11 protein-coding genes and 2 pseudogenes are annotated in these 12,530 nt (G+C 64.7%); 8 read left to right on the top strand and 5 right to left on the bottom strand.

Annotated features, from left to right (window positions below; all coding sequences use genetic code 11):
• Positions 1-147: pseudogene (locus MOV74_RS17035) on the bottom strand (adenylate/guanylate cyclase domain-containing protein); the annotation flags it as partial.
• 101 nt (positions 148-248) lie between these two features.
• Between MOV74_RS17035 and MOV74_RS17040 the strand changes: the two are divergent.
• On the top strand, positions 249-704 hold the full coding sequence (locus MOV74_RS17040) for an SRPBCC domain-containing protein (RefSeq protein WP_246924633.1): 456 nt from the start codon (positions 249-251) through the stop codon (positions 702-704).
• 110 nt (positions 705-814) lie between these two features.
• On the opposite strand, the gene MOV74_RS17045 is transcribed toward MOV74_RS17040, so the two are convergent.
• Positions 815-1,984: a DNA topoisomerase IB gene (locus MOV74_RS17045; RefSeq protein WP_246924635.1), complete on the bottom strand. Its 1,170-nt coding sequence runs from the start codon at positions 1,982-1,984 to the stop codon at positions 815-817.
• Between the two features lie 402 nt (positions 1,985-2,386).
• On the opposite strand from MOV74_RS17045, the gene acs reads away from it, so the two are divergent.
• Complete coding sequence (gene acs, locus MOV74_RS17050) at positions 2,387-4,333, top strand: acetate--CoA ligase (RefSeq protein WP_246924639.1); 1,947 nt, start codon at positions 2,387-2,389, stop codon at positions 4,331-4,333.
• Positions 4,334-4,520: 187 nt separating this feature from the next.
• Here the strand turns inward: acs and MOV74_RS17055 are convergent, their stop codons facing one another.
• Positions 4,521-4,775, bottom strand: a complete 255-nt coding sequence (locus tag MOV74_RS17055) for a hypothetical protein (protein ID WP_246924641.1) — start codon at positions 4,773-4,775, stop codon at positions 4,521-4,523.
• Between MOV74_RS17055 and MOV74_RS17060 the strand changes: the two genes are divergently transcribed.
• A complete protein-coding gene (locus MOV74_RS17060) occupies positions 4,756-5,271 on the top strand; it encodes a L,D-transpeptidase (protein ID WP_246924643.1) in 516 nt (171 codons plus the stop codon). The two genes, MOV74_RS17055 and MOV74_RS17060, sit on opposite strands and share 20 nt — an antisense overlap.
• A 56-nt stretch (positions 5,272-5,327) precedes the next feature.
• Here MOV74_RS17060 and MOV74_RS17065 read toward each other — a convergent pair whose 3' ends face one another.
• Positions 5,328-5,918, bottom strand: coding sequence for a thermonuclease family protein (locus tag MOV74_RS17065; protein WP_246924645.1), 591 nt, complete (start codon positions 5,916-5,918; stop codon positions 5,328-5,330).
• 193 nt (positions 5,919-6,111) lie between these two features.
• Here MOV74_RS17065 and MOV74_RS17070 point away from each other — a divergent pair, with 193 nt between their 5' ends.
• The 4 genes from MOV74_RS17070 (at position 6,112) to cysC (ending at position 11,864) form a co-directional block, all read left to right on the top strand.
• On the top strand, positions 6,112-7,830 hold the full coding sequence (locus MOV74_RS17070; RefSeq protein WP_246924648.1) for a methyl-accepting chemotaxis protein: 1,719 nt from the start codon (positions 6,112-6,114) through the stop codon (positions 7,828-7,830).
• 151 nt (positions 7,831-7,981) lie between these two features.
• A complete protein-coding gene (locus MOV74_RS17075) occupies positions 7,982-9,001 on the top strand; it encodes a sulfotransferase family protein (RefSeq protein WP_246924651.1) in 1,020 nt (339 codons plus the stop codon).
• Positions 9,002-9,006: 5 nt separating this feature from the next.
• Positions 9,007-9,969: a sulfate adenylyltransferase subunit CysD gene (gene cysD, locus MOV74_RS17080; protein WP_246924654.1), complete on the top strand. Its 963-nt coding sequence runs from the start codon at positions 9,007-9,009 to the stop codon at positions 9,967-9,969.
• Positions 9,969-11,864 (top strand): adenylyl-sulfate kinase, encoded by a 1,896-nt coding sequence (gene cysC, locus MOV74_RS17085; protein ID WP_246924658.1) that lies wholly within the window; start codon positions 9,969-9,971, stop codon positions 11,862-11,864. Before cysD ends, cysC begins: the two co-directional genes overlap by 1 nt.
• A gap of 37 nt (positions 11,865-11,901) precedes the next feature.
• On the opposite strand, the gene MOV74_RS17090 is transcribed toward cysC, so the two are convergent.
• On the bottom strand, positions 11,902-12,105 hold the full coding sequence (locus MOV74_RS17090) for a DUF1674 domain-containing protein (protein WP_246924662.1): 204 nt from the start codon (positions 12,103-12,105) through the stop codon (positions 11,902-11,904).
• 190 nt (positions 12,106-12,295) lie between these two features.
• Here MOV74_RS17090 and MOV74_RS17095 point away from each other — a divergent pair.
• Positions 12,296-12,530 (top strand): annotated as a pseudogene (locus tag MOV74_RS17095) (MFS transporter); the annotation flags it as partial.

Below are 12,530 nucleotides of genomic sequence, written 5' to 3' on the forward strand. Positions count from 1 at the left end.
ATGCGGCACCTCCAGCGTCAGGGCGCCCGCCGCGAGCGGCACGCCGTCGGCGACCAGACGGGCACCGAGTTCCGCGAGCAGGCGATCAGCTCCGGCACTATCCGAGGCGGCATCGACGAGCCAGGCGAGGGTCGGGGAGAGCTGCATGGTTCGATCATGACGAAGGCGGGCCGGGTTTGTCACGGGCAATCCTTGACGAGCCGCTTTGGCGCCGCCATGTGCCAGTGTCAGCGAAGGGATGATTCCCGATGACCGAACCGTTTGTCGTGCGACGCGAGACCCAGATTGCAGCTCCACGAGCCACCGTTTTCGCTTACCTGACCGACCCCGAGAAGATCTTGAGCTGGATGGGCTCCGATGTGACCACCGAGCCGCATCCCGGCGGGCTCTATCTGCTCAAGGGCGTGGGCCCTCGCGGCGGCGTCGCTCGCGGAGCCTTTCGTGAGGTCGTGCCGGTGCACCGCCTTGCCTACACGTTCGGCTGGGACGGCGGCCAGGAAGTGCCGCCAGGCTCGAGCCTGATCGAGATTGATCTGATCGAACGCGATGGCGGCACGCTGCTGCGTATGACCCATAGCGGCCTGCCGACCGCAGAACAGGCCGCCGCGCACGCGACGGGGTGGGCGCATTATCTGGAGCGGCTCACGATAGCAGCGGCTGGCAACGATCCCGGTCCGGATAAGGGTGTCTCGACCAAGGCATAGGTCTTGTAGGGTGGGCAAAGCGTAGCGTGCCCACGCTTTTTTCGCGATCGAGAGAGGTGGTGGGCACGGCGCAAGGGCGCCTTTGCCCACCCTACGACAGCGTGATGATCTTACACCGCGGCGGTCGCGACCACCTGCGCCAGAAGCTGCTCGCGCCGCGCCTGCGAGCGCTGGCCCTTCATGGTCGCGGCAAAGCGTTCGAGAATGCCGTCCTCGAACGCGGTGACGATGGTGTCGTGAACGTAGCTCTTGCGGCAGATCGCCGGCGTGTTGGAGAGCTTGTCGGCCGCAGCGCGGATCGCGTCAAGCACCTGCTTCTTGCGGCCGCGCTGGCTGGTCGCCGGCGTGATCCGCGACAGCGATTCTACCACGACGGCGGACGCCATCAGCGTGCGGAAATCCTTCAGAGAGATCTTGATGCCGGCGATTTCCCGCAAGAACGCGTTCACCTGCGTGGTGCTGACCGCGCGTACGATGCCGTAGGCATCGCGGTACTGGAACATGCGCTTGCCCGGGACGCCCTGCAAAATCCCGATCGCGCGCACCAGCTTGGCCGCGTCGCACTCCTTGCGCACCGCCTTGCCGCCCTTCGCCTTGAAGGTCAGCACGAAGCTGTCCTCTTCCAGCGTGACATTGGCCTTCAGCAGCGTGGTCGCGCCGCGGGTGCCGTTGAGACGGGCATAGGATTCATTGCCGGGGCGGATCGCCGTGCGCGCGATCAGTTCGATCACGGCCGAGAGCGCGAACTCACGCGTCGGCTCGTCGCCCGACAGGAACGCCGAGACCTTGCGCCGGATCTTTGGCAGCGCGCCGACGAGCTTTTCCAGGCGATGTGCCTTGCGATGCTCGCGAACCTTTTCCCAATCGGCGTGATAGCGATATTGCAGCCGGCCCGCGGCATCGCGTCCCACGGCCTGGAGATGCGAGCTCGGATCGGCCGAGTAGCGCACCTCACGATAGGCCGGCGGCACCGCCATGGCATGCAGCCGGCGGATGGTGCGGGCGTCGCGGATATGGGCGCCGTTGGGGCGGACGAAGGAATAGCCCTTGCCGCGCTTGATGCGCCGGATCTTCAGCTCGTTCTGGTCGCCGAGCCGCAGGCCCAGCTCCTTGGCGAGGGCCTCGACCGTCGCCGCGGGCGCCGTGTCGAAGACCTTCTTCGGGCTCGGGCGCCTGAAAGAGGCCGGTTTCGGCCATTGTCCAAGGGCTTTGGCCAGTGCAATAGCCGCAGGATCGGCTGAAGCGGGCCGTATCGTCCCGAGATTCTGCTGATCCATCATAGTCTTATGCCTTAGCCCTGTCTGTTATCGGTCAATGCCGTTGTTCTGATTTTTGTTCCGAGGGGTCTCTTTGGACCCGGGTTGGCCATTTAGGGTGTTCCGAACCGTATTGCGAGTCCCGAATCAGTGAGTGATGGTTTCTAAATACCTCTATTGATGCATGAGGCCTCTGCGCAGGCCCGTTCCGCGGATCTGGGTAAAGACCCAAAAGCCCCCGTCGGGCCTGTTTCAGATTTGCGACAATCGCAGCAGGTGGCCTTGATCCTCCGCATGGCCGGCGACCCGCCGAAGGTCCAGCTTGTGCTCCTTGTCGGGTCCGGTTAGCCCGACGCATAATCAGTCAATGATCAAGTCGGCTCGCCGGTTCGCTAGCGTTCGGCCTGCCGTATGTGGAGGGAAAGCATGTCCGAGAAGATCTACGACGTCCCCGCGGAATGGACCAAGCGCGCCTGGGTCGACCAGGCCAAGTACAAGGACATGTACGCCCGCTCGATCTCAGACCCGAACGCGTTCTGGGCGGAACAGGCCAAGCGCATCGACTGGATGAAGACACCGACGAAAATAGAGAACGTCTCCTTCGCGCCCGGCAACATCTCGATCAAATGGTTCGAGGACGGCGTCCTCAACGTCGCCCATAATTGCATCGACCGGCACCTGCACACGCGCGGCAACCAGACCGCGATCATCTGGGAAGGCGACGATCCCTCGCAGTCGAAGCACATCACCTACAAGGAGCTGCACGACGAAGTCTGCCGGATGGCCAACATCCTGCGCACCCGCAACGTCAAGAAGGGCGACCGCGTCACCATCTACCTGCCGATGATCCCGGAAGCGGCCTATGCGATGCTCGCCTGCGCCCGCATCGGCGCTGTTCACTCCGTGGTGTTCGCGGGCTTCTCGCCGGACAGCCTTGCCCAGCGCATCAATGACTGCCAGTCCAAGGTGATCATCACCGCGGACGAAGGCCTGCGCGGCGGCAAGAAGGTGCCGCTGAAGGCCAATGTCGACGCGGCGCTCGCCAAAGCCGACGGCGTCGACTGGGTCGTCGTGGTCAAGCGCACCGGCGGCAAGATCGACATGAACCCGACGCGCGACCTCTGGTATCACGAGGCGGCTGCGATGGTGACGACCGAATGTCCGGTCGAGCACATGCATGCCGAGGATCCGCTCTTCATCCTCTACACTTCGGGCTCGACCGGTCAGCCCAAGGGCGTGCTGCACACCTCCGCCGGCTATCTCGTGTTCGCCTCGATGACGCATCAATACGTCTTCGACTACCACGACGGCGACATCTACTGGTGCACCGCCGACGTCGGCTGGGTCACCGGCCACAGCTACATCCTCTATGGCCCGCTGGCGAACGGCGCGACCACGCTGATGTTCGAAGGGGTGCCGAATTACCCGGATAATTCGCGGTTCTGGAACGTCATCGACAAGCACAAGGTCAACATCTTCTACACCGCGCCGACGGCGATCCGCGCCTTGATGCAGAGTGGCGACGAGCCGGTGAAGAAGACTTCGCGCGCTTCGCTCCGCCTGCTCGGCTCGGTCGGCGAGCCCATCAATCCGGAAGCCTGGGAGTGGTATCACCGCGTCGTCGGCGACGACCGCTGCCCAATCGTCGACACCTGGTGGCAGACCGAGACCGGCGGCATTTTGATCACGCCGCTGCCAGGCGCGACAAAACTCAAGCCGGGCTCGGCGACGCAGCCGTTCTTCGGCGTCGTGCCCGAGATCGTCGATGCCGACGGCAAGGTGCTGGAGGGCGAAACGTCAGGCAATCTCTGCCTCACCCGCTCCTGGCCGGGCCAGATGCGCACGGTCTATGGCGATCATGCCCGCTTCGAGCAGACTTATTTCTCGACCTACAAGGGCAAGTACTTCACCGGCGACGGCTGCCGGCGCGACGCCGACGGCTATTACTGGATCACCGGCCGCGTCGACGACGTCATCAACGTCTCCGGCCATCGCATGGGCACCGCGGAAGTCGAGAGCGCGCTGGTGGCGCACGAGAAAGTCTCGGAGGCCGCGGTGGTCGGCTTCCCGCACGACATCAAGGGCCAGGGCATCTACGCCTATGTCACCCTGATGGCCGGCATCGAGCCGACCGAGGACCTGCGCAAGGAGCTCGTCACCTGGGTGCGCAAGGAGATCGGCCCGATCGCCTCGCCCGACCAGATCCAGTTCGCGCCCGGCCTGCCCAAGACCCGCTCCGGCAAGATCATGCGCCGCATCCTGCGCAAGATCGCCGAGGACGAGCCGGGCAGCCTGGGCGACACCTCGACCCTGGCGGATCCCGCCGTGGTCGACGACCTCGTCAAGAACCGGCAGAACAAGAAGGGGGCGTAAGAAAGCTCTAGTGCCCCGGACGCAGCGCAGCGCATCCTAGCGGTGCGCTGCTGAGCCGGGGCCCATGCCTCCACGCGCAAAGAGCTGTGTCCCGGCTCTGCCGTCGTGTCACTTCGTGCCGCGCCGCGTCCGGGACACGAGAGCAACCCAGTTCGCGCGGTCCCGCAAACAACAGCCGTTCACACGCTCACGCACCTGTCAGCGCGCGCAGCGGCACGGCCGCATCTTTCCCCCTGAGTGTTGTTTTCAGGTCATTTACTTTATTTCGAACATTTCCTTTGTTCCCCCTGCTGGCTGGCCCCTGGAGGCCTCGCTTGGAAACCATCCGGTTAACGAGCGCGGTCAAGAATGTCTGGGCAAGGCAGCGATTGCCGGGTTTGCGTAGATTTGGAACGGTTCTTTCGGGGCAAGGGGAAGTATTGATGTCGATCAGGATCGCCATGGCGCTGGCCGCCACCATCGGGGCAGGGCTCTTGATGTCGACGGCGGCGGAGGCGCGGCCGGAAATGGTGGGGGCACATCCGGGCGACTATTCGCCGGGCACCATCGTGGTCAAAACCAACGAGCGCAAACTCTATCTCATCCTCGATAACGGCCACGCCGTGCGCTATCCGGTCGGCGTCGGCAAGTCCGGCAAGCAGTGGGCCGGCACCACCCGCATCGACGGCAAGTACCGTAACCCGGCCTGGTCGCCTCCGGCCGAAGTGAAGCGCGACAAGCCGCAGCTTCCCGACGTCATTCCGGGCGGCTCGCCCCGCAACCCGATGGGCGTTGCGGCGATGACGCTGGCCGGCGGCGAGTATGCGATCCACGGCACCAATGTGCCAGGCTCGGTCGGCGGCTTCGTTTCCTACGGCTGCATCCGCATGCTCAACGACGACATCACCGATCTCTACAGCCGCGTCTCGGTCGGCACGACGGTGGTCGTGGCGCGCTGAGCGCCGGGATCAACGCAGGACACGCAAGAGCCGCGTCCATCGACGCGGCTCTTGCGTTACCAGAAGCGCCAGCCGCGCGTGCACCAGCCGTCGCGATGGCCGCCATTGTAGCTCCGCGCAAAACCGCCGGCGAGCAACGCCGCCGAGACGTTCTCGGTCCGCCGGGTCGCGACGTCGGCGAGCACGCGGCCGTATTTGTCGGGGCCGAGATTGGTGATGATCACGCCGCCCTGGCCGAGCAGATCGCGCAACGCGCGCGCCGCGGCTTCCGCCTTGTCCAGTTCCTCCTGGCAGGATGCCTTTAGTTCGGGCGCATCGATGCCGCGCAGCCGAACGCGCACGACGCGATCGCGACCCTCGCGCTGACGAACGCGCGCAAGGAAGGTGTCGCCGTCGATGGTGCGAAGCACATCCACGGGCTCGCGGACATCGGGATGGCCCGCCTGCTGGAGAACGATCTCGGCATCCCCGGTGTGCTCGCCATCGGTCCGCGGAACAAGCCAACCCACTCCATGGCGGAAGGTAAGCACGACGGCCAGCATGATGCTCACCACGAACATCCACGGCAACAGTCCGGCGAAGTGCCGACCGAACGGCGAACCGCCGAACTGTGGCCGATAGGTTTTGGGTCGGTCCCGGAAACGCATCAACTCACGCTAAGACTGAGTCGGGGAACTCACAAGCGAGGCCACAGCGCGGGCCGGACCCCGAAACAACCTCTGCAGGAAAGTTCCTAACACCACCACGCCGGCCGTAGTTCTACTGGAATTCCGCGAATCTTTCCCAATTCTCAATCATTGGTTGCGAATACGTGTTAGAGGTAACGCGAGGGAGATTGCTGTGGGGTCATTCAGGTTTCGCATCGGAACAAAGCTCGGTATCGTCACGGGCGTGAGCATTGTGTTGGTCTGCGGCATGCTGACCAACCAGATCCTCGGCAACCGGTCGATCGCCGAATCCAATCGTTTGGTCACGATCAACTATCTCAACAAGGGCAATGCGCAGGCGGCGCAAACGGCAATGACGCGGGCGCAGCTCGCAGCGCTCGAGATCGGTTCCGCTTCGACAACCGGAGAAGTCGACAAGTCCCTCGAGATGCTTCGCACGCGAGCGGGCGAAGCCGGCGTGGAAATCGATGCCGCCACGGACCGGGCGACTCGGAAGGTCACCCAGGACGCCTATCGCGAGACCAAGAAATTTGTCGATGCGTATCTGGCCAGTGGCATTGAACTGGCCGGCGCGCAGAAGACCGTCATCGGCGCCGCGTCCGGCAGCGCCAGGACCGCAGCCGAAGCGGCGAAAGCAGGCATTCTCGCAGAACATATGCGTCCGGCCGCTCTGGAGGTCAGCAAGCGCATCGACGACCTGGTCGGCGTTGCCAACGAATTCGCCGCGCGCCGCAAGGGTGAGATGCTCACGGAACTGGATCGCGTCGCCAACTTCGCGTTGATCGTCGGCGTGTTCGTCGTCCTGATGTTGATCGGCTCCGCCGTGTTCTCCGTGCTGAGCATCGCCCGCCCGATCCGGCGCATCGGCGACGTGCTTCTCCAGCTCGCCGGCGGCAACAAGGCGGTCGAGATCCCCTATACGCGCCGTGGCGATGAAGTCGGCGACAACGCCCGCACGGCTCAGACCTTCAAGGAAAACCTGATCCGCATCGATCTGATGGAAGCCGAGCAGAAAAATCAGGAAGCCGCTGCAGCGGCTCGGCGCAAGGAGGAGATGACCAAGCTCGCCGGCGTGTTCGAAGCCGCGGTCGGCGGCATCATCGACTCCGTATCGGCAGCTTCCCAACAGCTCGAGGCTGCCGCTGGCACGCTGTCCGGAACCGCGGAGGAGACTCAGCAGCTCTCCGGCATGGTCGCGGCGGCCTCGGAGGAGGCGTCGACCAATGTCGGCGCCGTGGCGTCTGCCGCGGAAGAGATGAGCACGTCGGTCGTCGAGATCGGCCGCCAGGTCCACGATTCCAGCCGCATCGCCAGCGAAGCGGTCGAACAGGCCAAGCGCACCGACGTCCGGATCAACGAACTGCTCAAGGCGGCAGGCCGAATTGGTGATGTCGTCAAATTGATCACCGCGATCGCCGAGCAGACCAACCTCCTGGCGCTGAACGCAACGATCGAAGCGGCGCGCGCCGGCGAATCCGGCCGCGGCTTTGCGGTCGTGGCGAGCGAAGTCAAGGCGCTCGCGGCGCAAACCGCGCGAGCAACCGAGGAAATCAGCACGCAGATCGCAGGCATGCAATCGGCGACCGAGGACTCCGTCGGAGCGATCAAGGAAATCGGCGCGACCATCGCGCGCATCTCGGACATTTCGACAACCATTGCTGCGACGATCGAAGAGCAGGGTGCAGCGACGGCCGAGATTGCACGAAACGTCAGCGAAGCCGCCAAGGGCACCGTCGAAGTCGCGGACAAGATCGCCCAGGTCAGTCATGGCGCGAGCGCCACCGGCGCTGCATCTGGGCAGGTGTTGTCATCGGCGCGTTCGTTGTCGAGCGAAAGCAGCCTCTTGAAGACGGAAGTCGAGAAGTTCCTCAATACCGTGCGCGCAGCATAAATCTGCAAAGCAGCAACATATCTCCGACGCTTGCTGCACATCGATAGCGCCTCCGGGATTTCCCGGAATTGTTCGGCACCGCCAGCAACTGTAGGTTGGATGAGACACCACGAGCAATCGCTCGTGGAACTCCCAGCCATGGGCCCCCGACATGAACCTCGACGCTACCTCAGCCGCTTCGCTCGAACGACTGGCCGATCTCGTTCGCCAGCAGCACAGTTCCCTCGACACCATGCTGCTGTCGCCAGTGGGCGAATTCCAGACCAGAGCCGTCACCCTCGCGACGCTGATGCGCGAAGTGACGGACTGCCTCGCAGAGGATTTCCAGCATCGCCCCGCGCAAGACTTTCCGATGCTCTATTTCGCATGCGGCAAAGCCAGGGTCGGATCGACCGCCCTCAGCAATCTGTTCGGCATGACCGGCATGCCGTCATACTATCAGCCGCTGAAAGCGATCTTGCGCGAAGCGCTCATCGGCCGTCCGCTCACGCCCTGGGTCATCCCCTCGGCGACCGACGAGCCGCACATCTTCAGCAAGGAAACGATCGGGCCCTACGTGCTCGCCGAAAGCTTGTTCAATCCACTGCAGCTCCTGATCGAGGCGGGCTATCCGCGGCATCGTCTGCATCTCATCATGCTCGATCGCGAGCCGGCGAGTTCGCTGGCGTCCTGGCTCGAAAAGCTGATCTCGCGCGCGCCTGAAGATACATTGCTGCGGCACTATGTCGTCGCCGCACTCAGCGCGGCCCACGTCGCAAGCTACGCCCGGCAACAAGGCGTTCCCGTCACTCACTACGTCTACGAGGCGAGCAAGGAGGCTCTGTCGTCGGTGCGCGTCCTGTTCGACCGCCTCGGCCTTTCCAGCAGCTTTACCGAGAACGCCGTGACGTCGTGGCAAGAGCCGGGGGACGCGCAAGCCAACAACGCGCGCGTCATCTTCCCGAGCGAAGCGACGATCTACAAGGTCCCCAATCTGCATACGTCCGATAGCGCCTATCGCTACCAGCGCCGCGCGACGGCCTCGGTGAGCAACACTCAGTTGGAGCTTCTGGAACGCTGCGGTGTCAATGACGCCTATCGAGCCTCGGTCGCGGCGTGCGTTCGCGATCTCGACCTGAACGCGGCGACGTCGGCGCACCTGTTCGGCGACTGGGTCGCCGAGGCTGCGTGATCAGCATGCTGGATAGTCCCACGGCCACCGAACCCGCCCTCGCCGAAAGAGCGGGGGGCGAGAAGCTTCATGCCGCCAGCCATCTTCGACGCCTGGAGGCGGAAAGCATCCATATCCTGCGGGAGACCGCAGCCGAATTCCGCAGGCCGGTCATGCTCTACTCGATCGGCAAGGACTCCTCGGTGCTGCTGCATCTGGCGATGAAAGCGTTTCATCCCGGCAAGCCACCGTTTCCCCTGCTGCACGTCGACACCACCTGGAAATTCCGCGAGATGATCGCGTTTCGCGACCGCCGCGCGCGCGAACTCAGCGTCGATCTGATCGTCCACACCAACAAGGACGGATTGAGCCAGGGAATCGACCCCTTCACCCACGGCTCGGCGCGCTACACCGACGTCATGAAGACGCAGGCGTTGCGGCAGGCGCTCGACCTCCACGGCTTTGACGGCGCAATCGGCGGCGCGCGGCGCGACGAGGAAAAGTCGCGCGCCAAGGAGCGCGTATTCTCGCACCGAAGCGCGGCGCATCGCTGGGATCCCAAGAACCAGCGCCCCGAGCTGTGGAGCCTGTACAACACGATGCTCGCGCCCGGCGAGAGCATGCGGGTGTTTCCGCTCTCGAACTGGACCGAGCTCGACATCTGGGACTACATCCTGCTCGAGGACATCCCGATCGTTCCGCTTTATCTGGCGGCTTCACGCCCGGTGGTCGAGCGCGACGGCGCGCTGATCATGGTCGACGACGAACGGATGCCGCTGCTTGCCGGCGAGGAGCCGCGCTGGCGTTCGGTCAGGTTTCGCACCCTGGGCTGCTATCCGCTCAGCGGCGCCACGGTGTCGACGGCGGCAACGCTGCCCGAGATCGTCCGGGAGATGATGGCCTCGCGCGCCTCCGAGCGGCAGGGACGCATGATCGACCGGGACAGTCCGGCATCGATGGAGCGCAAGAAAGCGGAAGGCTACTTCTGATGTCCTATCACGAGGCTCCCACGATCGCCGCCTCCGGTGCGCCGCGGCTGGATCAGGATGATCGTCCGACGCTGCGTGTCGTCACATGCGGCAGTGTCGACGACGGCAAGAGCACCCTGGTCGGCCGGTTGCTCTACGATTCCAAGACGCTGCTCGACGATCAGCTCGACGCGCTGGCGTCCGAGAGCCGGACCGCTGGCACCACCGGCGGCGATCTCGATTTCGCGCTGCTGGTCGATGGCCTGCAGGCGGAACGCGAGCAGGGCATCACGATCGACGTCGCCTACCGCTTCTTCGCAACCAGGCTGCGCCGCTTCATCGTTGCCGACACGCCGGGACATGCGCAATACACCCGCAACATGGCGACCGGCGCCTCCAACGCCGATCTCGCCGTGGTGCTGGTCGACGCCCGCAAGGGCGTGATCACGCAGACGCGGCGCCACAGCCACATCCTTTCGCTGCTCGGCATTCGCCACGTCGTGCTCGCCGTCAACAAGATGGACCTGATCGGATTCGACGGGGATCGCTTTGCGGCCATCACCGCCGAATATCTCACGATGGCCGGGCAGCTCGGAATCTCGCAGGTCCAGTGCATTCCGGTCGTGGCGCCCGGCGGCGACAACATCGTCGCCGCCAGCACGCAGATGCCCTGGTACACCGGGCCGACCGTCACGGCCTATCTGGAATCGGTCGACGTCTCCGGCGACGTCTCGCAGCGGCCGTTCCGGCTGCCGGTGCAATGGGTCAACCGGCCGAATGCTGAGTTTCGCGGCTTCTGCGGGCGGATCGCCAGCGGAACGATCGCGATCGGCGAGACTATCGCCGTGCAGCCTTCGGGCCGCCAGACGCGCGTCGCGCGCATTCTCACGCCCGGCGGCGAGCGCGATCGCGCCGCGGCGGGCGAATCGGTCACGCTCACATTCACCGACGAAATCGACGTCAGCCGCGGCGACGTGCTGACGGCGGGGCCAGCGCCGCAGGTCTCGGATCAACTGGCGGCCCATCTCGTCTGGTTCGATGACGAGGCCATGGTCGGTGGCCGGCGCTATCTGCTCAAATGCGGCACGGCCTCGACCGGCGCGGTGATCACGACGCTCAAGCACCGCGTCGCGATCGACACCATGGCGCATGAAGACGCCGATACGCTCGACGCCAACCAGATCGGTTACGCCCATCTCAGCCTCGACCGGCCGCTGGTGTTCGAGGCCTATCGCGACAACCGCGACATGGGCAGCTTCATTCTCGTCGATCCGATCAGCCATCGCACGGCGGCGGCGGGAATGATCGACCTTTCGCTCCGCCGCGCCACCAACATTCATTGGCAGCGGCTTGCCGTCGACAAATCGGTGCGGGCGCGGCTGAAGCAGCAGCGGCCCTGCGTGCTCTGGTTCACGGGGCTGAGCGGAGCCGGCAAATCGACGATCGCCGATCTGGTCGACCGCAGGCTCGCCGAGCTCGGACGCCATGCCGCACTGCTCGACGGTGACAATCTTCGCCACGGCATCAACCGCGACCTCGGCTTCTCCAGCGCGGACAGGGCGGAGAACGTCCGGCGCACTGCTGAGATCGCCGCGCTGTTCGTCGACGCCGGCATGATCGCGCTGGTCGCGCTGATCTCGCCGTTCCGCAGCGAGCGCGAGCTGGCGCGTCAGCGGCTCGAAGCCGGCGAGTTCATCGAGATCCATGTCGCGACCCCGCTCGCCGAGTGCGAGCGCCGCGATCCCAAGGGACTCTATCGCAAGGCGAGGGCCGGCGAATTACCCGCATTCACCGGCATCGACCAGCCCTATGAGGCGCCGCAAGCGCCCGAGATCACCATCGACAGCTCGGAGCTGTCGACCGAGGCGGCTTGCGAGCGCATCATTCGCTATCTCAGGGACAATCACTATCTGTAGCGCAGGGGCGAGTACGATCCGCCAGACGAGCGAGGCCTCAGAAATCGGACGCAATGCCCTTGCGCTCCCAATCGCCGTAGCGGGTGGGCTCCGGGCCCTTCGGTCCCTGCAACTCTTTAGCCTTGATCTCATCCCTGGCCTGGGCGGCGGCAGCCTGCCGGCGCGCCTCGGCTTCGGCCAGTGCGCGCTGGGCGGCCGGCGATAGCGGCTTGCGGTCGGGAACGGGAGGCTGGTCACTCATCGCTGGGCTTTCTAGCGCAGGACGGCCCGCAACGCGACGTCCAATAACGCATTCCTGAAATCAGCCCCGGAAGGGCTGAAAAAGCCCGAAGCGATTCTTACATTTGGCATATTCGCGTGCCAGAGATTGGGTTCTCAAGGCATGCGCCCATTGCGGCGGAACTGCCGCTCGCTCAGAACCTTGCTTCCGCATGCCATCTCAACGTTTCGCCCCTCCGTCCGAAGTGCCTGGTCTTGCTGCGCGACGGATTGCCGCCGACATCGTCGACGGCGTGCTTCACAAGCACCGCACGCTTGACGACCAGCTCGACGGCAGCGGGGCTCATCCCGGATTGAAGACGCTGGCCGACCGCGACCGCGCGCTGATGCGGCGCCTCGTCGCCACCGTGCTGCGCCGGCTGGGCACGCTCGGCCATGTGCTGTCCC

The sequence above is a fragment of the Bradyrhizobium sp. SHOUNA76 genome, assembly GCF_023006445.1.
Lineage (GTDB): Bacteria > Pseudomonadota > Alphaproteobacteria > Rhizobiales > Xanthobacteraceae > Bradyrhizobium.

Coding starts and splice junctions, on each gene's coding strand:
- MOV74_RS17055 (WP_246924641.1), bottom strand. CDS start 4,775: ATGGCGATCCTGATCGACATCAATACTTCCCCTTGCCCCGAAAGAACC.
- MOV74_RS17075 (WP_246924651.1), top strand. CDS start 7,982: ATGAACCTCGACGCTACCTCAGCCGCTTCGCTCGAACGACTGGCCGAT.
- MOV74_RS17065 (WP_246924645.1), bottom strand. CDS start 5,918: ATGCGTTTCCGGGACCGACCCAAAACCTATCGGCCACAGTTCGGCGGT.
- MOV74_RS17040 (WP_246924633.1), top strand. CDS start 249: ATGACCGAACCGTTTGTCGTGCGACGCGAGACCCAGATTGCAGCTCCA.
- cysC (WP_246924658.1), top strand. CDS start 9,969: ATGTCCTATCACGAGGCTCCCACGATCGCCGCCTCCGGTGCGCCGCGG.
- acs (WP_246924639.1), top strand. CDS start 2,387: ATGTCCGAGAAGATCTACGACGTCCCCGCGGAATGGACCAAGCGCGCC.
- MOV74_RS17045 (WP_246924635.1), bottom strand. CDS start 1,984: ATGATGGATCAGCAGAATCTCGGGACGATACGGCCCGCTTCAGCCGAT.
- MOV74_RS17090 (WP_246924662.1), bottom strand. CDS start 12,105: ATGAGTGACCAGCCTCCCGTTCCCGACCGCAAGCCGCTATCGCCGGCC.
- cysD (WP_246924654.1), top strand. CDS start 9,007: ATGCTGGATAGTCCCACGGCCACCGAACCCGCCCTCGCCGAAAGAGCG.
- MOV74_RS17060 (WP_246924643.1), top strand. CDS start 4,756: ATGTCGATCAGGATCGCCATGGCGCTGGCCGCCACCATCGGGGCAGGG.